The 26,588-nt window shown below is 72.2% G+C and carries 20 protein-coding genes and 1 tRNA gene; 12 read left to right on the top strand and 9 right to left on the bottom strand.

What is annotated here, in order from left to right; translation table 11 throughout:
• Positions 1 to 9 precede the first annotated feature (9 nt).
• Positions 10 to 1,260 (bottom strand): calcium:cation antiporter, encoded by a 1,251-nt coding sequence (locus tag CIK71_RS01165; RefSeq protein ID WP_176485489.1) that lies wholly within the window; start codon positions 1,258 to 1,260, stop codon positions 10 to 12.
• A 311-nt stretch (positions 1,261 to 1,571) separates the two neighbouring features.
• Complete coding sequence (locus CIK71_RS01160; protein WP_096163353.1) at positions 1,572 to 2,612, bottom strand: hypothetical protein; 1,041 nt, start codon at positions 2,610 to 2,612, stop codon at positions 1,572 to 1,574.
• Positions 2,613 to 2,930: 318 nt separating this feature from the next.
• Here CIK71_RS01160 and thiM point away from each other — a divergent pair, with 318 nt between their 5' ends.
• Genes thiM through thiD form a run of 3 tightly spaced genes read left to right on the top strand, consistent with a single transcriptional unit; the run spans position 2,931 to position 5,541 of the window.
• Positions 2,931 to 3,803, top strand: coding sequence for a hydroxyethylthiazole kinase (gene thiM, locus CIK71_RS01155; RefSeq protein WP_096163352.1), 873 nt, complete (start codon positions 2,931 to 2,933; stop codon positions 3,801 to 3,803).
• A complete protein-coding gene (gene thiE / locus CIK71_RS01150) occupies positions 3,800 to 4,597 on the top strand; it encodes a thiamine phosphate synthase (RefSeq protein ID WP_096163351.1) in 798 nt (265 codons plus the stop codon). The genes thiM and thiE overlap by 4 nt, the downstream gene beginning before the upstream one ends.
• Positions 4,594 to 5,541 carry a bifunctional hydroxymethylpyrimidine kinase/phosphomethylpyrimidine kinase gene (gene thiD / locus CIK71_RS01145; protein WP_096163350.1) on the top strand — a complete coding sequence of 316 codons (948 nt, stop codon included), beginning with the start codon at positions 4,594 to 4,596 and terminating at the stop codon, positions 5,539 to 5,541. Before thiE ends, thiD begins: the two co-directional genes overlap by 4 nt.
• 14 nt (positions 5,542 to 5,555) lie before the next feature.
• Here the strand turns inward: thiD and CIK71_RS01140 are convergent, their stop codons facing one another.
• Complete coding sequence (locus CIK71_RS01140) at positions 5,556 to 5,825, bottom strand: hypothetical protein (protein ID WP_096163349.1); 270 nt, start codon at positions 5,823 to 5,825, stop codon at positions 5,556 to 5,558.
• A gap of 152 nt (positions 5,826 to 5,977) precedes the next feature.
• On the opposite strand from CIK71_RS01140, the gene CIK71_RS01135 reads away from it, so the two are divergent.
• On the top strand, positions 5,978 to 7,441 hold the full coding sequence (locus tag CIK71_RS01135) for a SulP family inorganic anion transporter (protein WP_096163348.1): 1,464 nt from the start codon (positions 5,978 to 5,980) through the stop codon (positions 7,439 to 7,441).
• A gap of 31 nt (positions 7,442 to 7,472) precedes the next feature.
• Here CIK71_RS01135 and CIK71_RS01130 read toward each other — a convergent pair whose 3' ends face one another.
• From CIK71_RS01130 to CIK71_RS01120, 3 genes are all read right to left on the bottom strand, one after another.
• Positions 7,473 to 9,563 carry a S9 family peptidase gene (locus tag CIK71_RS01130; protein WP_217990132.1) on the bottom strand — a complete coding sequence of 697 codons (2,091 nt, stop codon included), beginning with the start codon at positions 9,561 to 9,563 and terminating at the stop codon, positions 7,473 to 7,475.
• Positions 9,564 to 9,625: 62 nt separating this feature from the next.
• Positions 9,626 to 10,855: a YibE/F family protein gene (locus CIK71_RS01125; protein ID WP_096163347.1), complete on the bottom strand. Its 1,230-nt coding sequence runs from the start codon at positions 10,853 to 10,855 to the stop codon at positions 9,626 to 9,628.
• An 86-nt stretch (positions 10,856 to 10,941) separates the two neighbouring features.
• Positions 10,942 to 11,014 (bottom strand) — tRNA-Arg (locus CIK71_RS01120).
• A gap of 76 nt (positions 11,015 to 11,090) precedes the next feature.
• Between CIK71_RS01120 and CIK71_RS01115 the strand changes: the two genes are divergently transcribed.
• Together CIK71_RS01115 and CIK71_RS01110 are read left to right on the top strand one after the other, a co-directional pair.
• Complete coding sequence (locus tag CIK71_RS01115) at positions 11,091 to 12,527, top strand: nitrilase-related carbon-nitrogen hydrolase (protein ID WP_096163346.1); 1,437 nt, start codon at positions 11,091 to 11,093, stop codon at positions 12,525 to 12,527.
• Positions 12,528 to 12,635: 108 nt separating this feature from the next.
• Positions 12,636 to 13,241: a copper resistance CopC family protein gene (locus tag CIK71_RS01110; protein ID WP_245857252.1), complete on the top strand. Its 606-nt coding sequence runs from the start codon at positions 12,636 to 12,638 to the stop codon at positions 13,239 to 13,241.
• A gap of 239 nt (positions 13,242 to 13,480) precedes the next feature.
• Here the strand turns inward: CIK71_RS01110 and CIK71_RS01105 are convergent, their stop codons facing one another.
• Complete coding sequence (locus CIK71_RS01105; RefSeq protein WP_096163344.1) at positions 13,481 to 13,696, bottom strand: antitoxin; 216 nt, start codon at positions 13,694 to 13,696, stop codon at positions 13,481 to 13,483.
• A gap of 164 nt (positions 13,697 to 13,860) precedes the next feature.
• Here CIK71_RS01105 and CIK71_RS01100 point away from each other — a divergent pair, with 164 nt between their 5' ends.
• The 5 genes from CIK71_RS01100 (at position 13,861) to proC (ending at position 22,678) form a co-directional block, all read left to right on the top strand.
• A complete protein-coding gene (locus CIK71_RS01100; protein ID WP_245857248.1) occupies positions 13,861 to 14,904 on the top strand; it encodes a DeoR/GlpR family DNA-binding transcription regulator in 1,044 nt (347 codons plus the stop codon).
• Between the two features lie 479 nt (positions 14,905 to 15,383).
• Positions 15,384 to 20,186, top strand: coding sequence for a hypothetical protein (locus tag CIK71_RS17915; RefSeq protein ID WP_420807324.1), 4,803 nt, complete (start codon positions 15,384 to 15,386; stop codon positions 20,184 to 20,186).
• On the top strand, positions 20,183 to 20,443 hold the full coding sequence (locus CIK71_RS01085; protein ID WP_096163343.1) for a hypothetical protein: 261 nt from the start codon (positions 20,183 to 20,185) through the stop codon (positions 20,441 to 20,443). Before CIK71_RS17915 ends, CIK71_RS01085 begins: the two co-directional genes overlap by 4 nt.
• 293 nt (positions 20,444 to 20,736) lie before the next feature.
• Positions 20,737 to 21,762 (top strand): DUF368 domain-containing protein, encoded by a 1,026-nt coding sequence (locus CIK71_RS01080; protein ID WP_096163342.1) that lies wholly within the window; start codon positions 20,737 to 20,739, stop codon positions 21,760 to 21,762.
• Positions 21,763 to 21,787: 25 nt separating this feature from the next.
• On the top strand, positions 21,788 to 22,678 hold the full coding sequence (gene proC, locus CIK71_RS01075) for a pyrroline-5-carboxylate reductase (RefSeq protein WP_096163341.1): 891 nt from the start codon (positions 21,788 to 21,790) through the stop codon (positions 22,676 to 22,678).
• A gap of 93 nt (positions 22,679 to 22,771) precedes the next feature.
• Here proC and CIK71_RS01070 read toward each other — a convergent pair whose 3' ends face one another.
• Positions 22,772 to 23,437 carry a potassium channel family protein gene (locus tag CIK71_RS01070; RefSeq protein ID WP_096163340.1) on the bottom strand — a complete coding sequence of 222 codons (666 nt, stop codon included), beginning with the start codon at positions 23,435 to 23,437 and terminating at the stop codon, positions 22,772 to 22,774.
• Between the two features lie 175 nt (positions 23,438 to 23,612).
• Positions 23,613 to 25,019: a TrkH family potassium uptake protein gene (locus CIK71_RS01065; protein WP_096163339.1), complete on the bottom strand. Its 1,407-nt coding sequence runs from the start codon at positions 25,017 to 25,019 to the stop codon at positions 23,613 to 23,615.
• Positions 25,020 to 25,136: 117 nt separating this feature from the next.
• Between CIK71_RS01065 and CIK71_RS01060 the strand changes: the two genes are divergently transcribed.
• Entirely contained in the window at positions 25,137 to 26,429 is a 1,293-nt protein-coding gene (locus CIK71_RS01060; RefSeq protein WP_096163338.1) for an acetoin utilization protein AcuC, read from the top strand.
• The last annotated feature ends 159 nt before the right edge of the window (positions 26,430 to 26,588 follow it).

The raw sequence follows: 26,588 nt of genomic DNA, 5'->3' as shown, positions 1-26,588 counted from the left end.
GGACGGTGCTCAGAGGAACAGCGCGACCGCGTAGACCGCGAAGAGTGCCAGGTGGACGACGCCCTGCAGCGCGGTGGAACGGCCGATGGCCGTGAACAGGGCGGAGGCCCCGAGGGTCACCGCGAGCAGAACGAGGTTCACGGGGGATTCGGCGAGCACCACCTGCTGCCCCGTGAGCTGCCCGATCACCAGGACCGTGGGGATGGTGAGCCCGAAGGTCGAGACCAGGGCCCCGTGGCAGAGGTTCACCACCCGCTGGATCTCCCCGCCCAGCGCGGCTCTCACCGCGGTGATCGACTCGGGCGTGAACACGATCATCGCGATGAGCACGCCGCCCAGTGCTGCGGGGGCACCGAGCCGGGCGAGGCCGTCGTCGAGCAGGTCGGCCATGTCATGGGAGAGCAGCACGATCGGCAGCACGGTGATGATCAGCAGCGCAGCGCGAGCCAGCAGCTCCGCACGGTGGACGCGGAAGGTGGCGCTGATCGGTGCGGTGTCGGAGACCGTGCTGTCGTCGGTGGTCGTGCTCTCGTCGGTGTCGGTGGGTCCCGCCGGACGCAGTCCGACTTCCTGGAAGTCCGCGGCGCGGGCACCCGTCTGCCGCCACAGGAACACCCCGTAGACCAGGACGGTGACCGCGGCGATCACGACGGCCTGGACCGGGGCGAAGGAGCCGTCGGTCCCGATCAGGTGGGGCAGGGCGAAGGCCAGGCCGCCGAGCACGGTCAGCAGCACCAGGTACATCGCGGTGCCGGAACGGTTGGGCCGCAGCAGCCCGTGGCGGAGCCCGCCTGCGACCAGACAGATCCCGAGCGCGAGGTTCAGGATGATCATCGAGACCGCCATCACCGAGTCCCGCGCGATGGTCAGATGATCGCCCGGTCCGAGCATGACTGCGGCGATCAGCACCACCTCGATCACGACGATCGACAACGTGAGCACCAGCGTGCCGTAGGGGTCGCCGAGGCGATGGGCGAGCGCCTCGGCCTGCTGCACCACGCCGCCGGCCGCGATCACGATGACCGCGACGATCGCTGCGAGCACGAGCACCAAGGCGATCCCCGGAAGCGGGCCTGCGAGCCACGGGGCGGCCACCGCGAGAGCGCCGACCCCGAGCCAGCCCAGGGCGAGGCGTCCGAGAGCGGAACGGGTGAGCACGGCGCGTCGCAAGGAGCGGCCGGTCAGAGCGCGAGAGTCCTCCGGCTGCTGCGCGGAGTCCGCAGAGCCCGTGGAGGGCGTCGAGGAGGGGAGAGGCGGCATGGACGGCATGATCCAGATCCTGTTCCGAGGCCGTCCTCATCGGGTTCTCGTGGGTCGGGTCGTCCCGGCCAAGGCGCCTGCGTGACCTGTGCGGCGCACCGCCCACGGTAGCGGAACGTGCAGGCGACGGGGAGGGGTGGGGCGTTGCTGGTGAGCGATCTGACCAGCAGAGGGACCAGAGCGCCCCGGAGGCGCGGCGGCGTCCGGGGCGGATCACGCAACGCAGCACGAGGTGCACCGAGCGGCGACCAGCGCGGCGGGCAGCGCGCCGGGCGGCGAGCGTCGGGGTAGCTCGGTCGGAGTCGTCGGGCTCAGCCGGCGTCGCTGCGCGCGATGCCCACGAGCAGACCCTGGTCGTTGTCGACGTAGGTGCCCGGGGCGACGTGGAGCGGGTAGGTCTCGCCGTCGGCCGTTTCGCCGGTGCACGGCGACGGCTCGAAGGCCTCGAAGCTCAGCCCGTCCTCACAGGTCACGGACTCCCAGTCCGCCTCGGCGACCGGCACGTACGCGTTCTCCGAGGTGAGCGTCTGCAGGGTGCTCTCCTCGAGCTCCTGGGCGCTGAGGTCCTCCGAGCCGAACATGGAGCCGAAGCCCAGCCCGGTGAGCTCGGTGCCCTCGTCCAGCAGCACGTCCGCGGGGCCGGTCAGGCCGTCTCCCGTCGTGAACAGCACCGCCACGGCGCCGCCGTCGCCGACCTCCCCGCTTACGGGGACCCGCGCTGCCTGGGCGGTCCACTCCTGCTCCGGCTCGGTCATGTCCATGCTCGCCGGGCCCGTGCACGTGGCGCTCCGGCCCGGCGCGAGCTCCAGCTCCTCCTCACAGGTCGCCGTGCCGTCGAACGGCTCGGCGAGCGTCGTGGCGAGCTCGTCCGGTGAGAGCACGGGCCAGCCGTCGCCGGTCTGGTCGTCGCCCGGCAGATCCGTCACGAGCATGATCTGCGTGCGGCCGTCCGCGGCATCGTCCCCCTCGCTGCCGCTCCCGTCGCCGGTTCCCTCTTCACCCTCCTGCCCGCTTCCGTCCGCGTCGGCCGGATCCCCGGCCCCCGCACCCACCCCATCGTCCTGAGCGGAGCCGCCGTCTGAACTGCCCGTACTGCCCGAGCTGCCCGCGTCGTCGGCCTCCGTCGTGTCCTCGGAATCCTCGTCGGACCCGTCGCCGTTTCCCCCGTCGGAGGCCTCCATCGGCTGCTCCTGGGCGTCACCGCCACCGCCACCGTCGTCCGCGCTGCCGTCGTCGTCGGCGCTGCCCCCGCAGGCCGACACGCTCAGCAGAGCGGCTCCGGCCAGGACGGCCAGCGCGGTGCGAGTGCCGGTGCGAGCGCGAGCGCGACGCGCTGTGCTGTTCGCGGCCATGGTGTTCCCCCTCGTGTCAGCGGATGGCTGGCCCCGTCCGAGCCTTCTGGTGATGCGTCTGGTGACGCGCTTGGCGCAGCGTCTCGCAATGCATCTGGCAGTGCGTCGGCTCGAAGGGATCCGCGTCACACCGTGCCAAAAGGTCAAGGGTCGGTCAAGGCTCACCCAAGAGTCTTTGGTGACCTGTCTGTGGAGATCCTGTGTGCGGGCCCCTGCTAGAGTCGCCGACCAGTGACACGGGGTGCCGTCGGGACGCGACGGCTGAGATCAGACTCGTCGAACCTGCTCGGGCCCACACCTGCGAAGGGATCGTCATCCATGGAGAACTCCACGCCGTCCGCTGAGGCGGCGCGCCCCGCTGAGGAGGTGCGCCTCGAACGTGCCCTGGCCGCGCTGCGCGACCGGGGGCCGCTGGTCCAGTGCCTCACCAACACCGTCGTCCAGCAGATCACGGCCGACGTGCTGCTCGCGATCCGCGCGGCACCGGCGATGGTGGACCACCCGCAGGAGGCGCCCGTGTTCGCCGCAGTGGCCGACGGGATCCTCGTGAACACCGGCACCGTCTCTCCCGCCCAGGTCGAGGCGATGCCCGCCGCCGCCCGTGCCGCGCGCGACGCCGGGCGGCCCTGGGTGCTCGACCCGGTCGCCATCGGGTCGCTGCCGGTGCGGACCCCGCTCGCCCACGAGCTGCTCGAGCTCGGCCCCACCGCCATCCGCGGCAACGCCTCGGAGATCGCTGCGCTCGCCGGCACCGGCCGCGGAGGCCGCGGCGTGGACTCCACCGACTCGGTCGACGCCGTGCTCGAGGCGGCCCGCGACCTCGCCGAACGCAGCGGCGCCGTGGTCGCTGTCTCCGGGGAGCGCGACGCGATCGTCTCCCGCCACCGGACCACACTGCTGACCAGCGGTGATCCGCTGATGACCCGCGTGATCGGCACCGGATGCTCGCTCGGCGCCAGCTGCGCGGCAGTGCTCGGCGCGACCCGGGACACCGACCTCACCGCGCATGACGCCGTGCTCGCGGCCCACGCCCTGCTCGGCGCGGCCGGAACCCGCGCGGCGCGGACGGCCGAGGGCGTCGGCTCCTTCGCGGTCGCTTGGCTCGACGCGCTGGACGCCCTGACCCCGGCCGACGTGCTGGGCATCGTGCAGCTCGACGAGCGCGGGATCTCCCCGGTGGCCGGCGCATGACCCGCCCGTCCCTGCGCGCAGCGCACGAGTGCGACCTGCGGCTCTACCACGTCACCGACTCCGCGCTCTCCGGCGGCATCGGAGCCGTGCCCGCCGTGGTCCTCGCCGCCGTGCGCGGCGGGGCCGGCATGATCCAGCTGCGGGACAAGGACGCCACGGACGCCGACCTCGTCGAGCTCGTGGAGGAGTGCCGACGGGTGCTCGGAGCGCAGCTCGGAGCCCGCGCCGCGCAGATCCCGCTGGTGGTCGACGACCGCCTCGCGGTGGCCGAGCAGACGCGGTGCCACCTCCACGTGGGCCAGGACGACGCCACGCCGGCGTATGCCCGTGAGGTGCTCGGCCCGGACCTCATGATCGGGCTGTCCACCGGAACCCCTGCTCAGGTGCGCGAGGCGCTCGCAGCAGGTGAGGCCGACCTCCTCGGCATCGGACCGATCCACTCGACCGCCACCAAGACCGATGCCGCAGCGCCGCTGGGCATCGACGGGCTGACCGCCTGCCTCGCGCCCTGGCACGAGGCGGCCCGGACGGTGGGATCCCCGCTGCCACGCACCGTCGCGATCGGTGGGATCGACGAGACCGCTGCCGCGCCCATCGCGGCGACCGGCGTCGAGGGGATCTGCGTCGTCTCGCAGATCGCCGCCGCGGCGGACCCACAGGCGGCATCCGCCCGGCTGCTGGCCGCCTTCACCCGCGGAGCCGGGCAGGCCAGCAACTCCGGACGCGGACCAGCAGGCCGGCCGAGGATCGGACACAGAATCGGACACGGAATCGGGCAGGAGGATCAGGCATGACGGCATGGCGACCGCCCACCGCGCTGACCATCGCGGGCTCGGACTCCGGAGGCGGGGCCGGGATCCAGGCCGATCTGAAGACCTTCTCCGCGCTCGGCGTCTTCGGCACGACGGCCCTCACCGCGCTCACCGCGCAGAACACCCTGGGCGTGCAGGCCGTGATCCCCGTCGGCGGGGAGGCCGTGGGGCAGCAGATCACGAGCGTCCTGGACGACATCCCGGTCGACGCCACGAAGATCGGCATGCTCGCCTCCGCCGACGTGGTCGCCGCGGTGATCTCCGCGATCGAGGCCAGGCCCGAGCAGTTCGGCCGCATCGTGCTGGACCCTGTCATGATCGCCACCAGCGGGGACGCCCTGCTGGAGGACGAATCCACCACGCTCCTGCGCGAGAGGCTGCTGCCGCTGGCCCACGTGCTCACCCCGAACCTGCCCGAGGCCGCCCGCCTGCTGGACGAGGGTGAGGCGGAGAGCATCGAGCAGATGCAGGACCAGGCCATGAGGCTCCGGGACCTGGGCGCGGACGTCGTGATGCTCAAGGGCGGGCATCGCGCCGGGGAGGAGATGGTCGACGTCATCGCCCACGGCGACGGGGTGGACCTGCTGCGCGGCGAGCGGGTGCGCACCCGCTCGACCCACGGCACCGGCTGCACCCTGTCCTCGGCGATCGCCGGTCAGTATGCGCGGATCGCCCGGGTGCGCGCGCTGTGCGAGGCCGGGCGGGACGGGGAGCTCACCCTGCTGACGCGGACGACGGACGCCGCTGCCGCGTACCTGGAGCGGCCGGGCGTGGGGGAGGACCTGCTCGCCCTCCGGTCCGGTCGGGACTACCTGCAGCGGGCGCTGATCTCCGGCGCCGAGCAGGAGCTGTCGAGCACCCCGCACGAGGGCCACGGCCCCGTCGATCATCTGGTGACGCTGGACCGCATCGCGCGCGAGGGCTGATCGCCGCGTCGGGCTCAGTGGTCGTCGTCGCGCCGTGGTGCGGGGTCGCCGTGGGCCGCGCGGTAGCGGTCGTCCGCGGCATCCTCGTCGGCCGAGCTCGAGCCCCGCTTGCGGCGGAAGCCCAGCGCGACCCCCATGATCCCGCCGGCGAGGAAACCGATGCCTCCGGCGATCAGCAGGTTGGAGGTCATCGTCAGCGCGACCCCCATCCCCAGGATGAAGCCGATGAGCATCCCGAAGGGGAGCCAGGTGGCGTCGAAGGATCGGCGCGTGCGGTCGGTCATGCGTCCTCCGTCCAGGCGGCCCCGCGCCATGGTGCGCACGGGGAAAGTTCCCTCGAGCCTAGTCGTGGTGGCGCTGGCCTGCCGTCGCGGGCCGGCCGGGCGGAGGCGGATGCCACGTCGGCCGACCATCCGGGGTCCCGTACGATCCGTGCGTGACACCTTCTCCCCGACTCTCCGAGGCACTGCGTCGACCCCGCCTGCTGACCACCGAGGTGCTGGCCGGAGCGGTCACCACGCTCGCCCTGATTCCCGAGGTCATCTCCTTCTCCGTGATCGCCGGCGTGGACCCGAAGGTCAGCCTGATCGCCTCCGTGGTGCTCGCGATCTCGATGTCGATCCTCGGCGGCCGGCCTGCCATGATCACCGCGGCCGCCGGAGCCGTCGCCCTCGTGGTCGCCCCGCTCGTGCACACCCACGGCGTGGAGTACCTGCTGCCCACCGTGATCCTCGCGGGACTCGTCCAGATCCTCTTCGGGGTCACCGGCCTCGCGCGGATCATGCGCTTCATCCCGCGCTCGGTGATGATCGGATTCGTCAACTCGCTGGGCATCCTCATCTTCACCGCCCAGCTGCAGCACGTGCTCGACGTGCCGCTCAGCGTCTACCCGCTGTTCGCGCTCACCCTCGTCATCGTGCTGGTGCTGCCACGGCTCACCAAGGCCGTGCCCGCACCGCTGGTGGCGATCGTGGTGGTCACCGCGATCGCGATGATCGCCCACCTCGCAGTCCCGAACGTCGGCGACCAGGGGGAGATCGCCGGCGGCCTGCCCGGCCTCACCCAGCTCCAGGTGCCGCTCGATCTCGAGACCCTGAAGATCATCGGACCGACGGCGCTCAGCGTCGCGTTCGTGGGCCTCATGGAGACGCTCCTGACCGCCAAGCTCGTCGACGACATCACCGACACGAAGTCCTCCAAGAGCCGCGAGTCCTGGGCGCTGGGCACCGCGAACATCCTCGCGGGCTTCTGGGGAGGCATCGCCGGCTGCGCGATGATCGGCCAGACCGTGGTGAACGTGAAGCTCGGCCGGGCCCGCACCCGCATCTCCACCTTCTTCGCCGGCGTGCTGCTGCTGGTGCTGGTCACCGTGCTCTCGGACCTCATGGCCCAGATCCCGATGGCCGCGCTCGCCGCGGTGATGATGGTGGTGGCGCTGTCCACCGTCGACGTCCACAGCGTGCGGCCCGCGACCCTGAAGCGGATGCCGCTGTCGGAGACCTGCGTGATGGTCGTGACCGTGGCGGTCGTGGTGATCACCCACAACCTCGCGATCGGCGTCGCCGCCGGCACGGTGCTCGCGATCGTGCTCTTCGCCCGACGGGTCGCGCACGTGACCACGGTGCGCCGGGTGCTCGGCGCGGAGGGGGCCGCCTACACCGTGCGCGGGCCGTTGTTCTTCGGCAGCAGCAACGACCTCGTCGAGCAGTTCTCCTACGCCGAGGATCCCGCGCAGGTCACCGTCGACTTCTCCGCCGCGCAGATCTGGGACGCCTCGACGGTCGCCGTGCTCGACTCCGTGCAGGCGAAGTACGCGGAGCACGACATCGAGGTGCGCTTCACGGGGCTCGACGAGCACTCCACCAGCTTCCACGGCCGTCTCACCGGCACGTTGAACTGAGGCGGTCGCCCGACCCCGGCCGGCGCTCGTCTCACCAGGGCAGGACGTCCGGGACGGGATCCGCGCCGAGCACGTGCTGATCGCAGAACGCGAGCACCGTCTGGTTCCAGGCCAGGGCGTTGGACGGCGTGAGCACCCAATGGTTCTCGCTGGTCACCTGCAGGAAGCGGTGCGGCATCGTCTCGGGCGGGCCGTCCCAGGCGGAGACCAGATCCCACCACAGGCGCAGCGCCTCGCTGATGGGCACCCGGTAGTCGCGGTTGCCGTGGGTGACCAGCATCGGGGTGTTGATCGACGCGGCCGCGCGGTGCGGGGAGTACTGGCGGTACCACTCGGGCACCTCGTCCTCATGCTGATGCACCCGCATCTTCGAGGCCGCGGCATCGGTGGTGCGGTGCTGCTGCTCGAGGGCCCACAGCCCGGCGTGGGTGACGATCGCGTCGAAGCGATCCGTGTGCCCGGCGATCCAGTTCGCCATGAACCCGCCGAAGGAGGCCCCGAGCATCGCGGTGCGCGTGGCGTCGAGCTCCGGGCGGGGCAGCACGGAATCGAACAGCGTCTCGCACTCGCGGAACACCACGTCGGGCAGGCGCGGCCAGCCGCGGTTCAGCCCGGCGTCCCCGTAGCCGCTGCTCATCGCGGGGTCCGGCAGGAGCACCGCGTAGCCGCGCTCCACCGCGAGCCACGGGCACCAGCGCCAGCTCCAGGCGTTGTACGACCCGTGCGGGCCGCCGTGGATCCACAGCATGACCGGGGCGGGCGTCGCGGCCGAGGCGGAATCCGGCACGCACAGCCAGCCGCCCACGTTGATCCCGTCCACGTCGGTCTCCACCCACTCCAGGGTGCCCGGCAGCGCGCCGACCGCGCCCGGGGCAGGCAGCTCACGAGGAGCGCCCTCCGCCGAGATCCGCACCGGACGCGACGGCGTCGCGATGTCACTGCGCAGGGCGACGACAGACCCGTCGGCCGCCGGAGCGAGCGAGGAGAAGACGCCGTGCTCGGCCACGGTGCGCGAGGCGCCGGTCGCCGGGTCGACGGCGAGGATCGCGCCGGAGGAGTGCAGATCGCCGGCCACCAGGAGCGTGCCGTCATCGGCCCACGCGACGTCGCCGATGCTCAGATCGCCGAGCTGGGCCGTCACCGGCTCGCCGCCGCCGATCGGATGGATCTCCAGGCGGCTGTAGCTGGTGTCGGTCGGGCTCGAGGCGGTCGAGCGGATCACGGCCAGGCGGTTGCCGTCCCGGGAGAACAGAGGGTCCCCGTACTGGGCGTCGTCGTCCGCGGTGAGCAGGGCGACGCGTCGCAGGGTGGCGGTGTCGATCAGCACGATCGAGCTGCGGGTCTCCCCGCCGCGCACCCGCTGGGTCCAGGAGGACGCGACGGTGGCGCCGTCGGGGGAGAGGTCCGCCGAGGCGGCGTAGAGGGTCACCGTGCCGACGTCCGGAGTGAGATCGGTGAGGTCGCCGTCGACGGAGACCAGCACGAGGCGTCGGCTCTCGTCGCCGATCTCGTGGTCCCACTGCCGGATCGGCATCCCGGTGTGCCAGATCGTGGTCTGCTTCGCGTTCTTGCGCGCGGTCCGGCGCTCGCCGTCGGTTGCGAGGGTTCCCCCGGGGAGCACGCTGGACGCGCCGAGCATGGTGCCGTCGTCGGCGACCGCCAGCAATGACAGCCCGCCGGGGGCAGAGGCGACCACCCGGGCCTCGCCGGTGCGGGGCAGGCGCCAGATCGCTGCGGTGTCGTCCTCGGCCCCGCCCTCGGGATCCGGGCGGGCGGAGCTGAACAGCAGCGAGCCGTCCGGCGCGAACCGGGGCGCGCTCTCTCCCTTGGCCGAGACCGTGAGCCGACGAGCCTGCTCCTCACCGGTCGCATCCAGCTCCCACAGGGACGAGACCATCCTCGCGCCCTTCTCGTCGGCCTCCTGGATCGCCGCGACCACGCGGCCGTCAGGCCCTGTGGCCAGGGACGAGAGGCGGGGGACGCGCAGGAAGCCGTCGATGTCGGAGAAGTCGGCGAACGACGGGGAGCAGGGGGCCTCGGCGGAGGCGCCGACCGAGGTGGACGGATCAGGGGCCGAGGAGTCAGGAGCGGAGGGGCCAGGAGTCGAGGTGGTGGGAGTCACCCGATCACGCTACCCGGGTAGACGCTCGATCGGGACGAGCGGTTCAGACCGGGACGGGCGGCTCACAGGTCGCCGAGGCGATCCTCGAGCATCTGGCGACGGGACGTCCGCACCGGCTTGCCCGTCTTCTCGGCGGGGGAGGCCTGGCTGGACGCGAGGAGCGCGGCGATCCCCGTGGTGAGCGGGATCGCGAGCACCAGGCCGATCGAGGCGATCAGGGTGCGGAAGACCTCGGCCGCGACCTCCCCGGCAGTGAGCGTTCCCAGGAACGAGCGCTCCAGCATCGAGGCGAACAGGAGGGTGGGCAGCGCCGACCCGATATAGGCGTAGGCGAGGGTGTAGACGGTCGAGGCGATGTGGTCGCGCCCGATCCGCATCGCTGAGGAGAACACCTTCCAGCGGGACGCCGACGGCATCGCGGCGCGCAGCTCCCACACCGAGGACGCCTGTGTGATGGTCACGTCGTTCAGAGCACCCAGACCCGAGATGATCACGCCGGCCAGGAAGACGGCCGAGAGCGACACCTCCGGAAAGCTTCCCGCGAGCAGCTGGGCCGCCTCGCCCTCCGTGCCCGTCATCCCGGCCGGGCGGCCGGCGACGAGAGCTGCGACGACCGTGATCGCGATGCCCCCGAACGTGCCGAGCACCGCCGTGGTGGTGCGGATGGAGATGCCGTGGGCGAAGTAGACGCAGGGGAAGATCATCGCGGAGCTGCCGACCAGCGCGACCAGCACGGCGTTCTCGCCGGCGAGGATCGCCGGCAGCATGAACAGCACGACGATCGCCACGCCGGCGGCCAGCCCGAGGACCGCGCGCAGACCGCTGCCCCGCGCCACCAGGGCGACCACCAGCAGGTACAGCACGAACAGCGCGCCCAGCGGGACGCCGCGCTCGTGGTCGAAGTAGAAATAGGGCGCGCCCTCGCCCGCCTCGTCGATCGAGAGGATGCGGATCCGATCGCCCGGGTGGATGCCATCAGCGGCGACCTCGGGCGTGACCTCGACCTGCACGCTCTCGTCCCGTATGTCGCCGGAGCGCCCGGTCGCCTCGACGACCATCGACTCCTGCGGCTGTGCATCCGGCGGAAGCTTCGTGACCTCTGCGGAGAGGATCTCGACGCCAGGAGCCAGCAGCGCGGCCCTCTCGGGCCGGGCATCCGCCGCCGGCCACAGCCCGACCAGCCCGAACACGGTCAACAGCAGCAGAGCCGTCGTGAGGGAGACGAGGATCGTGCGCGACCGACGGGTAGCGGGGGCACGTCCGCGATGAGAGTGGGAGTGTCCCGAAGCCATGGGCGAAGCCTATGCGGAGTCCTGCGGTTGTCGTGACCGCTGTTCACGGGCCGTACGGCGACGGCTATCCGTGCTGGTCTGCTCAGTGCCCCCGAGACGATTCGAACGTCCGACACCCGCTTTAGGAGAGCGGTGCTCTATCCCCTGAGCTACGGGGGCGATCCTCCGCGTCGGTCGTCGTCATGCCACGACGCGCGAAGCGTCGTCATCCTAGCGCCCATGGCAGGATCGAGGCATGTCGAGTCAGCTCCACGAGACCTCCGCCACCGCTGCCGCCGTCGTGCTCGCCGGCGGCACCTCCTCCCGGCTCGGCGGTCGGGACAAGACGCGGGTCCCGATCGCCGGGGCGACGACCCTGGAGCGGGTGCTGCGCACGGCGCCCGTCGGCCACCGGGTCGTGGTGGGACCTGACGGGGACGACGGCCGGGAACTCGCACAGCGACACGACGCCCGCTTCGTGCTCGAGGATCCGCCCCGCTCCGGCCCGCTCGCCGCACTGGCGCGGGGTGTCGCGGAGGTGCCGGGAAGCGTCTCAGCAGTGCTGGTGCTCGGCGGCGACATGCCGCTGCTGCGTCCGGAGACGCTCACCGCTCTGCTGGAGACGAGCACGGCGGAGCAGAAGGTCGCCGCTCTCGCCGGTGAGGACGGCCGGATACAGTTCCTCTGCGCCGCCTGGCCGCTGAACCGCCTGCGCGACGCCGTGACCGCCGTCGAGCGCAACGAGGGCGGATGGGCCGATCTCAGCCTGCGCCGCCTGTACGCCCAGCTCGGCGAGGACGAGCTGACCACCCGCGCCCCGAACGGCGCAGAAGGAGCAGACATCGACACCCCGGACGCTCTCGAGGAGGCGCAGCGTGCCGCCGGCCCCCGCATCGCCCTCGCTCAGATCGAGGTCGACGAGGCCTTCGAGGTCACCGAGTGCGCGGTGCGCTCCGCGGTCGCCTCGGCCGCCGAGGCCGGAGCGCAGCTGGTGCTCCTGCCCGAGGCCACGCTCGCCCCCTTCGGCACCGATCTGCGCGCGGCGGCCGATGCCTCCCACGAGGCCTTCGACCGCCTGGTGAGCGAGCTCGCCCAGGAGCACGGACTCATCGTGGTCGCCGGTTCCTTCACACCGGCCGACGGGGGTCGCGTGCACAACACGGTGATCCTCCGGGGACCCGCTGACGACGGCTCGCGGCTCGAGCTCGAATACCGCAAGATCCATCTCTTCGACGCCTACGGGGCGAAGGAGTCCGAGACCGTCGCACCGGGCACCGAGCTCGTGACGCTCGATCTCGGCGGCGCCCGGCTCGGGATCGCCACCTGCTACGACGTGCGCTTCCCGGAGCAGTTCACCGCTCTCGCCCGGCGCGGGGCCCACGCCGTGCTGCTGCCCCTGGCCTGGGCCGATGGGTCCGGCAAGAGCGAGCAGCTGCGCCTGCTGCTGCAGGCCCGCGCCCTGGACTCCACGTGCGTGGTGCTCGCGGCGGATCAGGCTCCGCCGGCCGACTACGAGGGCAGGGCGGCGCGAGGGATCGGACAGAGTGCCGTGATCGGGCCCCTGGGGCAGATCCGTCAGGAGCTCGGCCGAGCTCCGGGACTGCTGCTGGTGGACCTGGATCTCGCCGAAGTGCGCGCCGCCCGGAAGGCTCTGCCGGTCCTCGAGCACGCGGTGCCGTTGCCGCAGGCCTGATCCGGCAGACGGTGACACCGAGCCGTACCTCGCCCAGATCCGCGCCCTCGTAGACCGGGCCGAACGTCCCGGCCATGCGCACACGCGCTGGCGTAACCTGCTCGCGTGATGCCAATGACCTTCCGTCGTGCCTCCCTCCGACCTCTCACCCTGCTCGCGCTGTGCGCCGCGATGATGGTCGCGGTCGTCACGATGCTGCCCGCACCCGCACTCGCCCACGACACCCTGATCTCCTCGGATCCGGCCGATGGCGACACCCTCGAGACCTCTCCGGAGGCCATCACGCTGACCTACTCCGACAACGTGCTCGAAGTGAGCCCGGTGGTGCGGATCGTCGACGAGTCCGGCGAGACCATCGCGGACATCGAGCCGACGGTCGAGGGGCCGGATGTCACCGCCACCCTCGAGGAGCCCCTGCCCGCCGGTGACTACACCGTGCAGTGGCGCGTGGTCTCGAGCGACGGTCACCCGATCGAGGGCAACCTCGGGATCTCCGTCGAGCAGGACAGCACCGATCAGGCCGCCGCGCCGAGCGACAACGGGGGAGAGGACGCCGCCGCGAGCGACGCGGGCGGCGAGCAGTCCTCCGCGCCGTCCGCCGAGGAGGCTCCGGAGCAGGAGAGCTCCTCGATGCCGATCCTGCTCGGCGTGGTGGGCGGCGTCGTGGTCATCGCCGCGCTCGTCGCGTTCTTCGTGCTCCGCAAGCGCAGCTGACCTTCCGTCGGGCTGCCCGGTGCTGATCCCGCACTGGGCGCGGCACGCTGAACCCGCGAGACCGGCGGCGAGCCGGGTCCGCGAGAGCTGCCCGGGTCCGCGGGAGAGGCCAGGCTCCACGGGAGACGCCCGGATCTCTACGGGAGACGCGCGGATCCACGAGGAGCCACGAGTGACCCACGGACAGGAAAGGCCCCGACGCAACGTCGGGGCCTTTCTTCGTCGTCAGCGACGGGCGATCACTTCTTCTTGTCGCCCTTGCCGCCCTTGTCCTTGTCCCCGCCGAGTCCGAGCTGGTCGCGAGCGGCATCGCCGCCGCTGTCGACATGCTTGTCGAACTGGTCCGGGGTGCGATCCTTGACCTTGTCGGTCGCGGCGTCGATGCCCTGGTTCGCCTGGTCCGAATGCTTGCCAGCAACGTCCTTGGCCTTGTTCAGCGCGTCGTCGAAGCCCATGATGCGGTGTCCTTTCGTTCGCGGAACCGCCCCGAGCGGGGCGTTGCGATCAACATACGTCGGCCGATCGTCGTGTCTCAAACGTGACCTGCAGATCGTCCCGATCCTGACGACTTCTGACCATTTCCCGGGAGGGTCCGGTCAATCCGCGCAATACTGGCTGCGTGAATCTGCGTAATTCCTCTCGTGACCAGAAGCCGACAGGTGCCGGAGCCTCCCGGCCCGGCTCGCGCGCGGACCCCGCCGCGGCCCGTCGGACAGACCTCGGCGCGACACCCGGATCCGCCTCCTCGGCGCCGTCCGCCGGCTCTGCGTCCGGTGCCCGGTCGGCGTCGTCGGCGTCGTCTCCGACGCCCTTCGAGCAGGAGGCACCCGCTGGGCCGCGATCAGAGCGCAGCGCTCCGCGCGCCAAGCCGCCGACCGATCGCTCTTCGCGCTGGGACCACGTCCTCACGCTGCTGTCGAGCTCCAAGCGGCTGACGGTCGCAGAGGTGGCCGAGGAGCTCGGCATCAGTGAATCGACCGTGCGGCGGGACTTCCGGGAGATGGAGCGGGCGCAGCTGGCGCGGCGCACCCACGGCGGCATCGTCGCGGTGGACGTCGCCTACTCCCTGGCCACCGTTCCCCGCACGACCGACGAGCATTCCGCGCGGCGGGAACGGGTCGCCGATCGGGCCGCCGGGCTCGTCGAGCCGGGACAGATCATCGGCTTCAACGGTGGGCGCACCACCACCTCCACCTCGCGCCGTGCCGTCGCCCGGCCTGACATCGACTCCCGCGATGGGTCCCCGGGCCTGACCGTCGTGTGCGCGGCCCTGAACATCGCCACCGAAGCCGTGCTGCGGCCCTCCGTGCGCACGGTGGTGCTGGGAGGCGTGGCCGAGCCCTACTCCTTCGAGCTCACCGGTCCGCTCGCCACCGCCACGATGCGCGATCTCTGGTTGGACACGATGTTCGTGGGCACCGTGGGTCTGGACATCAGTGCCGGTCTGACCTGCAACTCCGATGCCGAGGCCGGGGTCACGCGGATCATGATCGGTCACTCGCGGCGAGTGGTGGGCCTGGCCACGGCGGACAAGGTCGGCCATCGTGCGCTCGCCGGCATCTGCCCGGTCTCGGTGCTCACCGACCTGATCATCGCCGGTCCTGTCCCCGAGGATCTGCGCGCGCACCTCGAGGAGACGTCGGTGCGATTGCACGAGGTCTGAACCTCGACCTTCGCGTCCTCCTCGACCCCTGAGCCTCGACCACTGCACCCCGACCTCTGAGCCCCAAGTCCGGGCGAGGGCCCTGAACCGGCCTGCTCGCCCTCTGGTCGCCCTCCCCGGGAGCGCCCCGCTGGGGCCCGCAGTGTGAGCAGGTTGTGCAGGGAGGGGTGGCATGCGACGGCACGCCTGCACGTGCTGACCGCGCCGCCCCGGTAGCGTGTTGCACCATGTGGAACCTCCTGCGCGGCAAGAAGCGCTCTGACCGACCGACTGCGGACGCGAGTCCTCGCGATGATGCCCTGTCGGCTCTGGCCAGCGAACACCGGGCCTCCGCGAAGAGGGCCTCCGAGGCCGACGCAGAGGCGCGCGGGGGCAGCGCCGCTGGGGCCGACGGCGATCACGCAGACGACGGGACGTCGGCGACGGCGTCGAGGTCCGTGGCGAGCACTGTCCGTACCGGAGGCTCTGCACGCTCAGGGGTGGGCGCATCCGGCACGGGCCGTTACGACGTGGTCGTGGACCGTCACCTCGACGAGGTGGGAGCCGGGATCGCCCCGGAGCAGGATGAGGACGACCTCCCCACCGTGCCCCGTGAGCACCGCCCCCTCAGCCGCGAGGACCTGGTCGCCGACGCCCTGGACCGGTGGGCGCAGCAGATCACCGGCGGCGTCACGGCCCCCTCGTTCCTCACCCAGCTCCGCGCCGGCGCGACCGTCCTGGACCTGACCCACTCGCACCCTTCCGGCCTCGCCCAGCTGCTCGCCGGCCGCGGCCCGACGCGACTGTCCTCCCTGGTGCGGGAGGTGGGGGCCCTGGCCGACGCGCGTGCTCACGCCCGCACCATCCGCGAGATCGCCGAGCGCCATGCGGAGGAGGTCGGCCTGACCACCTGCCATCTCGGCATCGGCGAGGCCACCTGGTACCCGGAGGACGGCTCCGCCCCGATCCACGCCCCCGTGCTGGTGCGTCCGATCACGCTGAGCCTGCGCGGCAATGCCCGCGAGGACGTCGACCTCGAGGTCGACACCACCGCCGATCTGAACCCCGTGCTGCTGCGCTCGCTGCGCGAAGCCGGTGTCGCGGTCGATGCCCGCGCGCTGCTCGCGACCACGGACAGCACCCACGGCTTCGACCCCACCCCCGTGCTCGACGCCTTCCGCTCCCTCGGACAGCCGCTGCCCGGTTTCCGTGTCACCCACGCCCTCGTGGTCGGCAACCTCATGGACGCCGCCGGCTCCGTGGCCGAGGATCTCGCGGCCGAGCGAACCGACTGGGTCGCCTCGCCCGTGGTCGCCGCCCTCGCGGGTGACGCCGAGGCGCAGGCCGTGGTGCGCAGCGACGAGACGGACGACCAGGTGCCGGAGGTCCCCGAGGACGAGCTGGTCGCCGCCGTCGATCCCGACCATCGCGGCGTGCTGGCCCGGGTCCTGGCCGGGCAGGACCTCGCGGTGGCCGCGCCGCCCGGCTCCGGGAGCCTCGACCTCGTGGTCGACCTCGCCGAGGAGCTCAACGCCCGCGGCCGCAGCGTCCTGATCGTCTCCCAGCGGCGGCGCAATCTCACCCAGCTGGTCGCGTCGGCGCAGAGTCGCCAGCTCGACGAGCTCGTCTTCGACCTGTCCCCGGACCCCTCGCTGCAGCGCAACGCCTCCGCGGCCCTGCTGCGCAGTCTGCGCCGCGCCGGCACCCACGGTCTGGGGCCGGACGACGGGTCCCCGGCCGAGCTCGGCGAGATGCGAGACATCCTGGTCGGTCATGTCGAGGCGATGCATCGTGTGCAGCAGCCCTGGGACGCCTCCGCCCACGACGCCATCTCCGCGCTCGCCGCCCTGACCCGGCTGCGCCCGTCGCCGCGCACCCGCGTGCGCCTCCGGGCCGATGTCGCCGCCCAGATGATCGGCACGGAACGTGAGCGCTTCGCCGAGGTCCTGCGTGAGGCCGCCGAGGTGGGCGTGCTCACCAGCGGCCCGGAGGAGACCACCTGGTACGGCGCCCCGATCAGCTCCGACACCCAGGCCGCTCGGGCCGAGGAGCTCATCGACCAGCTCCGCGAGGAGATCCTGCCCCAGCTGCGCACTGCCGCCGAGGAGACGGGCGGGAAGCTCGGCCTCGCCGCCCCGACGACGCTGCACCAGCTCATCGAGCGCCTGACCCTGTTGGACCGGGTGCGGTCGCTGCTGGCGACCTTCCAGTCCGCCGTGTTCAGCGCTCCGTTGGCCGATCTCGTGGCTGCGACCGCTGACAAGTCCTGGCGCGCAGAGCACGGCGTCGTGATGGGCTTCGGCCTGCGGCGCCGGCTCCGCAAGGAGGCCGCCGCCCTGCAGCGACCTGCGTCGCTGTCCCCGGATCTGCACCGCGAGCTCCACGAGGCGCGGCAGGTCGCGAGCGACTGGCGCCGCGTGGCCGTGACGCCGCAGGCGGACACGCCCGCCCGCGATGCGGGGGCCGGCGAGATCCCGTCCGCGTCCGGGACTGCTGCGAATGCCGAGACCGCCGCGAGCGCTGAGACTGCTGAGCCCGCAGACAGCACCTCGACCGGTTCGGTGGCGGCGACCGCCGCACCCACAGGCGATGCCGAATCGACGGCGGGTTCCACGACGACGTCCGCGTCCGCGTCGCCGGCCTCGGCCGAGTCGCCCACCGCGACGGCGAAGCGACCCTCGGGCTTGTCGACCCCGATGCTCCCCGCGGATCTCGACCGCGCCCACCGCACCGTCGAGCGCACCCAGAAGATCCTCGACGAGCTCTCCGTGCTGCTGGACGGCACCGAGGCCGGTGTCGACCTCGCCCGCACCGACTTCGACGAGCTCGAGCGGCGCGCCGAGGCCCTGGCCGCGGACCGCGACGACCTCGAGACGCTGCCGCGGCGCACCGAACTGCTGCGCCGCCTCTCGCTGGACGGACTGGGCGAGCTGGTCGAGGACCTCCGCGCCCGTCGCGTCCCGCTCGAGCAGGTCGGCGCCGAGCTCGAGCTGTGCTGGTGGCGCAGCGTCCTGGAGCTCATCGCCGGCGCCGAGCCCACGATCTCCCAGTACGACGGCACCTCCCTGTCGGAGGTGGCCGAGCGCTTCCGGCGCCTGGACTCCGAGGACCTCGCCGGTGCGTCGGCCCGAGTGCATGCCGCGGCCGACGAGACCCGTGTGCGCACGATGAAGTCCTACCCGGACACGTCCCGCGCCGCGATCGCCGAGCTGGCGCGCTCCTCGACGGTGTCGATCCGGGACCTCGCCGCGAAGTATGAGGACATCCTCTTCGCTGCCCGCCCCACCTGGATCGCCTCGCCCTACCTGGTGCCGCAGGTGATCCCGCGCGGGCGCCACTTCGACGTGCTGATCGTGGCGGACGGCGGGCGCCTGCCCACCGCGGCCGCGCTGCCGTCGATCGTGCGCGCCGAGCAGACCGTCGTGGTGGGCGACCCTCTCGAATACGGCGGGGACGCCGCCCCGAGCCTGCTGGACGACATGCTGCGGATCGCGCCGCACGTCGAGCTGCTGCGCGACGTGCATCCGGCCACCGAGGGCCTGCGCACCTTCGCCCAGCGTCGCGCGCTGGTGGGCGAGGTGCTCGCGGTGCCCAGCCCGGTCGTGCCCGAGCAGGACCGACTGGTGGTGGTCGAGAACGGTCGCGGCCCGGTCACCGAGGGCATGGAGTACGTCGAGAGCACCGAGGCCGAGCTGCGCCGCGTGACCGACCTCGTCATCGAGCATGCCCGGACCAGACCCGAGCGCTCCCTCGCGGTGCTGACCTTCACCGACGAGCACGCCCGTCGGCTCATGGACCGGATCATGAACACCGTCTCGGTGATCCCGGCGCTGCGCGATTACTTCGATCCGGCCGCCCGCGAGGTGTTCACCGTGCTCCCCGCGGCCCAGGCCACCTCGATCCTGCGCGACGACATCATCGTCTCGGTGGGCTTCGGGAAGACCCCGCACGGCCGTCTCCTGCACCGCTTCGGTCCGCTCTCCGAGGCCGGCGGACGCAAGGCGCTGGCCACGGTGATCACTCGAGCTCGGGGGCGCACCACGGTCGTCTCCTCGATCGACGTGCAGGACCTCGACCAAGCCCGGCTGCGTAGCGAAGGCGCCCACGACCTGCGGGCGATGCTGTGGGTGCTGCGGGGCGGGCCCGACGTCCCCGTCATCCCGCACGTCGCCGCGCTCACCGGGCGCGACGAGCCGATCGCTCCGCCGGATCCGGAGCAGCCGCGGCAGTCGCCGGTCCCCCCGCCCCACGCGGAGGAGGCGACGGCGTCCCCCGCCGAAGCAGAGGAGCAGACCGACCTCTCCGAGGACGACATGGACGCCGCGATCGAAGCGGCCCTGGCCCGGAAATCCGCCGGATCCCCGCAGAGCGCCGGCGAGGCGGTCGAGGGGCAGACCGACCCGGACGGTGCGTCCGTCGCGGCTGCGGACCCGGACGCGCCGGCGAACAGCGCGAACGCAGCGGCACCAGATGCCGACTCGCGTGCATTCGAGGAGCACGCCTCGGCGCAGGCGCAGGGCGGCGAGGCGACCACGGCCGACGGATCCTCCGAGCACGGGGGAGAGGCTGCCGGGGGCACGGAGACGGCCTCCGGTGCGAGGACGGTCGACGGCGACCCTGCGGGCGTCGATGCCGAGGGCGTCACCGGTGGGGCCGGCGACGTCGCGCCCGGCGACACCGGCGAGCCCCACACACCGCGCGAGCTGGAGACCGACGCGCTGGTGCGGGATCTCGCCGATCGTCTGTGGCGGCTCGGCCTGCTGGTCGAGAGCGACTTCGGGCTCACCTCGGATCGCATCGAACTGGCTCTGGGCCATCCCGACCTGCCCGGGCGCCTGCTGCTCGCCGTGGACACCGACGGTGCCCGGTACGTCGGCACCGCGAGCCAGCGCGAGCGCGACCGTCTACGGGCCGAGCGGCTCGAAGCGGCCGGCTGGGCCGCTGAGCGGGTCTGGTCCTGGGCGCTGTTCATCGATCCCGACGGCGAGGCCGAGCGCATCCGCCGCGCCGTGGAGCGGGCGTTGCGCCTGGTCCAGACCGAGGAGCTCTCCGAGTCCCCACAGGGCGTGGGCACCGTACGCCACCGTCTGCCGCGACCGCAGATCCCTGCCGGCCACCAGCTCTCCTTCTACTCGAGCGAGGACTTCGACGCGGTGGTGGAGTACATCTGCTCCGACGGCCGTGCCCGCCTCGAGGAGCATCTGGCCACCGAGGTGCGCAGCTTCCTCGGCTTCGAGCAGCGCTCCGTGCTGCTGGACGTCTCCGTCTCCAGCGCGATCCGCCGCTACCAGGAGCGCCAATGAGCACCGGCGCCCCCAGGAGCGGTGGCCCCGGGGCCGGTGGGTCCGGGCACGGCGGCCGCGTGGTGATCTCCTCGGTGACCGGGAAGCCCATCGTCTGGGACGACGGTGAGCCCGCGGAGCGCGATGCGCGCACGTCGTCCCGCCGGCCGATCCTGCCGAACCGCGTGGACGCGGACGCTCCCGAACCGGGCGTGGACGAGTCCAACGACGCCCGCATCGCCGGGGACGTCCCGCCTCACTGGGGCACCGGCCGCTGACGACCACGGCTCGCCCCGGAGCGCAGCGACTGCCGCACCGCGGTCATGGCAGCACGCCACCCCGTGGCAGTGCTCAGGCCGTGGAACCGTTCGGACGGTGTCACAGCGTTCGGCCGGTGTCAGCGTTCGGGCCATGTCAGTGCTCGAGGACCGTGAGGCCCTCCTCAGCCGTCGGCTCCTCGAGCAGCCCCGCCAGGTGGTCGTTGCCCGGCAAACCCGTATAGCAGGTGAAGGCGCGCACTCATGGCGAAGACCATAACGCGCCTGCGGAGCGCGCCCCGTAGGCTCGGAGCATGACGGAAGCCGATCCCCTCCCCTCGTCGCCGGACGTGACCGTCGAGGGAGAACGCCCTCCGCTCCCGCGCCACCGCAACCCGCTCGGGAACCTGCTGCGAGGCGCCCTGATCGGGGTCGTCGAGACGGTGCCCGGAGTCAGCGGCGGCACGGTCGCCCTGGTCACCGGGATCTACGACGAGCTGATCGATGCCGGTCACCACCTGACCGCGGCAGCACGCCGGCTGGTCGTCGGCCCGGACCGCGCCGAGGGGATGCGCGAGCACCTCCGCGCGATCAACTGGGTCCTCGTGATCCCGCTGCTGATCGGGATGGCTGCCGCGGTGCTCACCGTCGCCGGGCCCGTCGCCGGCCTGGTCGAGATGCATCCGCAGACCATGCGCGGACTGTTCCTGGGGCTCGTGCTCGGTTCCGTCCTGGTGCCGGTGAAGCTCTCCGGCGGCGCGTGGCGAGGCCGCGAGCTGCTGCTGTTCGCCCTCGGCGCCGCAGGTGGCCTGGTCGTCACCTCCCTGCCGACCGCCTCGCTCGAGCCGAGCCCGTGGATCATCGCCCCCGCCGCCGCGGTCGCCATCTGCGCCCTCGTGCTGCCCGGTGTGTCCGGCTCGTTCATTCTGCTCAGCCTCGGGCTCTACCAGCCCACCCTGCAGGCCGTGGACGAGCGCGACCTCGGATACATCGCCTGGTTCGGCCTGTGGGCGTGCGTGGGCCTCATCGTGATCGTGCGGGCCATGCGGCACCTGCTCGTGCATCACCATCGCGGCACCATGATCGTCCTGGCTGGCGTGATGATCGGTGCGCTGCGCAGCCTGTGGCCCTGGCAGGACGCGGCGGGATCCCTGCAGGCGCCGGGAGCCGACTGGCCGCTGCTGCTGGGGCTCGCGGTGCTCGGGATCCTCGCCGTGCAGCTGCTCGTGCTCGTCGAGTCGAGGAAGGTGGCCCGGGCAGCGGACGCCGACAGCGCGCCCGTCGGCCCCGACGCGGGCCCAGACGCCGATCCCCGCACCGGCCGCGGCGCCCGAGGCTGAGCAGCTGCGCCGTACCCTGGTCGGCATGACCGACTCCACATCGCAGAGCACCGCATCAGCCTCGACCCCCACCTCCGACCGGGACGGCGCGGCCAGCCGGACGGATCTCTCCGCCGTGCGTGTCGCGCTGATCGGCGCGGGCAACATGGGCGGGCCCGTCGCCCGGACCTTCCTCGCCGCCGGGGTGCGCCCCGAGAACCTCCGGATCACCAACTCCACCGCGGCCAGCAGCGAGCGTGCGGCCCAGGAGCTGGGCGCGCGCGCCGCCGCCTCCCGCTCCGAGGCGCTCGAGGACGCCGACGTCGTCGTGCTCGGCGTGAAGCCGTACCAGCTCCTCGACCTGGCCTCCGCGATCCGTGACGAGGTCCCGGCCGGCGCGGTCGTGATCTCCCTGGCCGCCGGGATCACCCTCGCGCAGATCGAGGGAGCCCTGCCCAAGGGCCGGAGCGTCGAGCGCGCCATGCCCAACACACCGATCTCGGTGGGGGAGGGCGCCGTGGGCATGATGCGCGGCGGCTCGGTCACCGACGAGCAGCACCGCCTCGTGCACGACCTGTTCGCTCGTGCGGGCGTCGCGGTCGACATCACCGAGGAGCAGGTGCATGCCTTCATCGGCGCGGCCGGCTCGCTCTCGGCGTTCGTGTTCGCGCTCATCGAGGCGATGACCGATGAGGCGGTGCGCCTGGGCCTGAAGCGCGACCTCGCCGACTCCCTCGTGCAGCAGACCGTGCGGGGTGCGGCCACCATGCTGCTGGAGAGCGGGATGCACGCCGCGGTCGCGAAGAACGGGGTCTCCAGCCCCGGCGGCACCACCGTGCAGGGCCTCGCCGCTCTCGAGCGCGAGGGCGTGCGCTCAGGCGTCGCCGCGGCGATGGCCGCGGCGGCACAGACCTCGCGCGAGATGACCCAGGGCTGAGTCCGGCACCAGACTGAGTCCGGCATCAGGGCTGAGCCCGGCATCAGGGCCGAGCCCGGTACCAGGGGTGGAGGGCACCGGCTGGGGCCGTGCTCAGGACCGGTTGGAGAACTTCTCGATCAGGTGGGTGTGGCCGGAGACGATCACCAGGTCGTGCGAGGAGACCATGGTCTCGGGCACCGCGTAGGTGAAGTCCTTGCCCGGTGATTTCACGCCCACCACGGTGACCCCGAACTTCGCCCGGATGTCGGACTCCGCCAGCGTCATCCCCTGCACCTCGCGCGGGGGCCGCATCTTGACGATCGCGAAGCCGTCGTCGAACTCGATGAAGTCCATGAGGCGGCCGTTGAGGAGATGGGCGACGCGCTTGCCGGCGTCGGCCTCCGGGTAGACGACGTGATGGCAGCCGATGCGCTGCAGGATCCGCCCGTGCGCCGCGGAGATCGCCTTCGCCCAGATCACGGGCTTGTCGAGGTCCACGAGGTTCGCGGCGATGAGCACGCTGGACTCGATGGAGGTGCCCACGCCCACCACGGCGAGGGAGAAGTCCGCGGCACCGATCTGGTCGAGCACCTCGGGCTCGGTGGCGTCGGCCCGCACCACATGGGTGAGCTGGCCGGAGTACTTCTGGACCAGCTCCTCCTGGGAGTCGATGGCGAGCACCTGGGTGCCCAGCTTCTCGAGGGTCAGGGCGATCGAGGCGCCGAAGCGGCCCAGACCGATCACGAGCACTCCCTCGTCGCGAGCTCTGCGTGCCATGTCGTCTCTCCTTCTCGGGGCCTGCCGGCGGGTGACGAGGCACCCTGCGGCGGGCACAGTCTACGATCCGTCGTTCCTGCGCAGTCGGGTTCCTGCGCATTCGAGTTCCCGGCCCACCGGCCGTCGCCGCCGCCGTGGGTGGAGGACGTGGCGGCGGCCGGCGCCGTCCGGGCCCTCAGCCGACGATCGGACGATCCATCGGGAGCTGGACCATGCGGGAGCGCCGCCGCAGGGCGAGCGCGGCGCCGAGCGTCATCGGCCCCAGACGGCCGACGTACATCGACGCGATGACCACCCATTTCGCGTCAGCGGGCAGATGCGGGGTGATCCCCGTGGACAGCCCCACCGTGCCGAACGCGGAGAGCACCTCGAACAGGGACTGATCCAGCGAGAAGCTCGTCATCCGCAGCAGCAGGAACACCGCGAGGAACACCACGGTGGCGCTCATGACGAGCACGCCGATCGCCTGACGGATCGTCTCGTGGGGGATGCGACGCCCGAACACCTCCACATCCGGGTTGCCGCGGATCTCCGCCCAGATCGACAGCATCAGCAGCGCGAACGTGGTCACCTTGATGCCGCCGCTGGTGGATCCGGAGCCGCCGCCGATGAACATGAGCAGATCGGTGAGCAGTCGCGACTCGGGCGTCAGCGCGTTCACATCGAGGGTCGCGAAACCGCCGGATCTCGGCATCACGGCGGCGAAGCCGGAGGCCAGAAGCTTGGTGTGCCACGGCTGCTCGCCGAGGGTCGCCGGATTGGCCCACTCCAGCAGCAGGTACCCGAGCCAGGCGAGCGCGAGCAGCAGCGCCGTGGTGGTGAGGGTGAGCTTGGCGTGCAGGCTCCATCGGCGCGGGGTGCGCAGCTTCTTGACCAGTACGAGGACCACGGGGAATCCGAGGGAGCCCGCGAACACCGCGAGCGCGATCGGGATGGAGAAGAAGGGATCGCCGAGGTACTGCGCGACGCCCTGCGCCTCGGGGACGAAGCCGGCGTTGTTGAAGGCGCTGATCGCGTAGAAGAGGCCGAGGAACATCGAGCGCCCCACCCCGTGCTCGGTGATGATCATGTACGGCGTGAGGGCCACGAAGGTGACCGCCTCGAAGGCGGTCGAGGTGATGAGGATGATCCGCAGCACGCCGCCCACCTCGGCGAGCCGCTCCGCGCGGGTCTCGGTCGCGGTCAGCACCCGCTGGGCGAGGCCCAGCCGGTGCATCACCGACAGGCTCAGCAGCGAGGCCAGGGTCATCAGCCCCAGGCCGCCCAGCTTCATCGCGATCATGATGACGGTGAGGCCGAAGGTGGACCAATGGATCCCGGTATCGACGGTCGACAGGCCCGTCACGCAGATCGCGGAGACCGCGGTGAACGCTGCGTCGACGAGGGAGGTGCGCTCGCCGGAGGCGGTCGCCGAGGGCAGCATCAGCAGCATCGTGAACAGGACGATCATCAAGGTGAAGCCCGCCAGGGCGAGCCGTGCCGGGGTGACCTTCAGGAGGGACACGGCGATGCTGCGCAGCCGGTAGGTCGTCGGCCGCACCGGCGCTCGACGGAGCGCGGCCCTCGATTCGCGGTCCATCATCCCGTTCCCCCTAGTGTTCCGGCGACCGGTGGTCGTGTCCGCGGAAGTCTACGACCGCGGGAGAGCGGTCCGCGGCATCGTGAGCGGCGGCGCACGGCCCTGGGTACGCTTCCCCTCATGCCTGCCGATGCGTCCACCCCGGATCCCGCCCCCGCGCTGCCCGATGCCGCCGCCACCGTCGGCGCCGGCGCCGACGTCGCCGGGACCTGCGGGATCGTCTGGTCCGATGACCTGTGCGAGTACGACTTCGGTCCGTACCACCCGATGTCGCCGGTGCGACTCACCCTGACCCGGGAGCTCGCCCGCGCCTCCGGCGTGCTGGACCGCCCCGGGGTGCGAACGATCGAGCCGTTCGTCGCGAGCGACGAGCAGCTGGGCGGCGTGCACGATGCGGACTACATCGCCGCAGTGCGCCGCGCCTCCGCGCCGAGCGAGGGGCATGTCTTCGAGGACCTGATCCGCTTCGGCATCGGGGGCGATGACGTGCCCTCGTTCCCGGGCATGCACACCGCGTCGGCCCGGATCGCCGGCGGCTCCATCGCGGCGATCGACGCGATCCGCTCCGGCGAGGTGCGCCACGCCGTGAACATCGCCGGAGGCCTCCACCACGCACGGCCGGCCAGCGCCTCGGGCTTCTGCGTCTACAACGACGCAGCGGTCGCGATCCGGCATGCCCTGGACTCCGGGGAGGAGCGGGTGATGTACATCGACACCGATGTGCACCACGGGGACGGCGTGGAGCTCGCGCTGTGGGACGAGCCGCGCGCGATCACCCTGTCGGTGCACGAGACGGGGGAGCGGCTGTTCCCCGGCACCGGCTTCGTGCAGGACACCGGGGGAGCGAACGCCCAGGGTTCGGCCATCAACGTGCCGCTGCCGCCCCGGACCACGGCCGACGGCTGGGTGCGGGCACTGCGCGCCACAGTTCCCGCCCTGGTCCGCGCCGTGAGGCCGACGCTGCTGGTCACCCAGCACGGGGCCGACACCCACCGGGTGGACCCCCTCGCGGACTTCTCCGTCTCCCTGGAGGCTCACCGCGAGGTGATGATCATGCTGCGCGAGCTCGCCGACGAGGTGTGCGGCGGCCGCTGGCTCGCGCTCGGCGGGGGAGGCTACGCGGTGATCGACGTGGTGCCCCGTTCGTGGGCGCAGCTGCTCGCGGTCGCCACCGGCGAGGCGATCGACCCGACCGCGCCGCTGCCGGAGGCCTACCTCGAGGCGGAGGCCCGGGCGCGCGGTGAGCACGGCGTCTCCCCGGAACCCTCCATCCGCACCTACGGCGATGGGCGCCCGCTCGACGTGCGGGACTGGGAGCAGGGCTTCGATCCGGAGTCCGCGCTGGACCGGGCGATCCAGGCCGCACGTCGCGGAGCCTTCCCGGAATGGGGCCTGGACCCGTTCCTGGACTGACGCCCCCGGGCCGACGTTCGGGGGCCGCCGCCGGGCACAGGGCCGGCTTGCTGCGGGGCAGAGGGGCCGGCTTGCTGCAGGGCAGACGGGCCGGATCGCTGCGGGGCCACAGGACCTGCGTGCTGCGGGGCTCGGCACGAGCAGGCTGGCACACTGGGC

It is taken from the genome of Brachybacterium alimentarium (assembly GCF_002332425.1).
Lineage (GTDB): Bacteria > Actinomycetota > Actinomycetes > Actinomycetales > Dermabacteraceae > Brachybacterium > Brachybacterium alimentarium.
This window is presented reverse-complemented; position numbering and strand designations above follow the sequence as displayed.

Bases quoted from the DNA above. Each gene is read 5' to 3' on its own strand.
- CIK71_RS01110 (WP_245857252.1), top strand. From the start codon at position 12,636: ATGCCAATGACCTTCCGTCGTGCCTCCCTCCGACCTCTCACCCTGCTC.
- CIK71_RS01165 (WP_176485489.1), bottom strand. From the start codon at position 1,260: ATGCCGCCTCTCCCCTCCTCGACGCCCTCCACGGGCTCTGCGGACTCC.
- CIK71_RS01085 (WP_096163343.1), top strand. From the start codon at position 20,183: ATGAGCACCGGCGCCCCCAGGAGCGGTGGCCCCGGGGCCGGTGGGTCC.
- CIK71_RS01125 (WP_096163347.1), bottom strand. From the start codon at position 10,855: ATGGCTTCGGGACACTCCCACTCTCATCGCGGACGTGCCCCCGCTACC.
- CIK71_RS01070 (WP_096163340.1), bottom strand. From the start codon at position 23,437: ATGGCACGCAGAGCTCGCGACGAGGGAGTGCTCGTGATCGGTCTGGGC.
- proC (WP_096163341.1), top strand. From the start codon at position 21,788: ATGACCGACTCCACATCGCAGAGCACCGCATCAGCCTCGACCCCCACC.
- CIK71_RS01065 (WP_096163339.1), bottom strand. From the start codon at position 25,019: ATGATGGACCGCGAATCGAGGGCCGCGCTCCGTCGAGCGCCGGTGCGG.
- CIK71_RS01160 (WP_096163353.1), bottom strand. From the start codon at position 2,612: ATGGCCGCGAACAGCACAGCGCGTCGCGCTCGCGCTCGCACCGGCACT.
- CIK71_RS01080 (WP_096163342.1), top strand. From the start codon at position 20,737: ATGACGGAAGCCGATCCCCTCCCCTCGTCGCCGGACGTGACCGTCGAG.
- thiE (WP_096163351.1), top strand. From the start codon at position 3,800: ATGACCCGCCCGTCCCTGCGCGCAGCGCACGAGTGCGACCTGCGGCTC.
- CIK71_RS01115 (WP_096163346.1), top strand. From the start codon at position 11,091: ATGTCGAGTCAGCTCCACGAGACCTCCGCCACCGCTGCCGCCGTCGTG.
- thiD (WP_096163350.1), top strand. From the start codon at position 4,594: ATGACGGCATGGCGACCGCCCACCGCGCTGACCATCGCGGGCTCGGAC.
- thiM (WP_096163352.1), top strand. From the start codon at position 2,931: ATGGAGAACTCCACGCCGTCCGCTGAGGCGGCGCGCCCCGCTGAGGAG.
- CIK71_RS01105 (WP_096163344.1), bottom strand. From the start codon at position 13,696: ATGGGCTTCGACGACGCGCTGAACAAGGCCAAGGACGTTGCTGGCAAG.
- CIK71_RS01060 (WP_096163338.1), top strand. From the start codon at position 25,137: ATGCCTGCCGATGCGTCCACCCCGGATCCCGCCCCCGCGCTGCCCGAT.
- CIK71_RS01140 (WP_096163349.1), bottom strand. From the start codon at position 5,825: ATGACCGACCGCACGCGCCGATCCTTCGACGCCACCTGGCTCCCCTTC.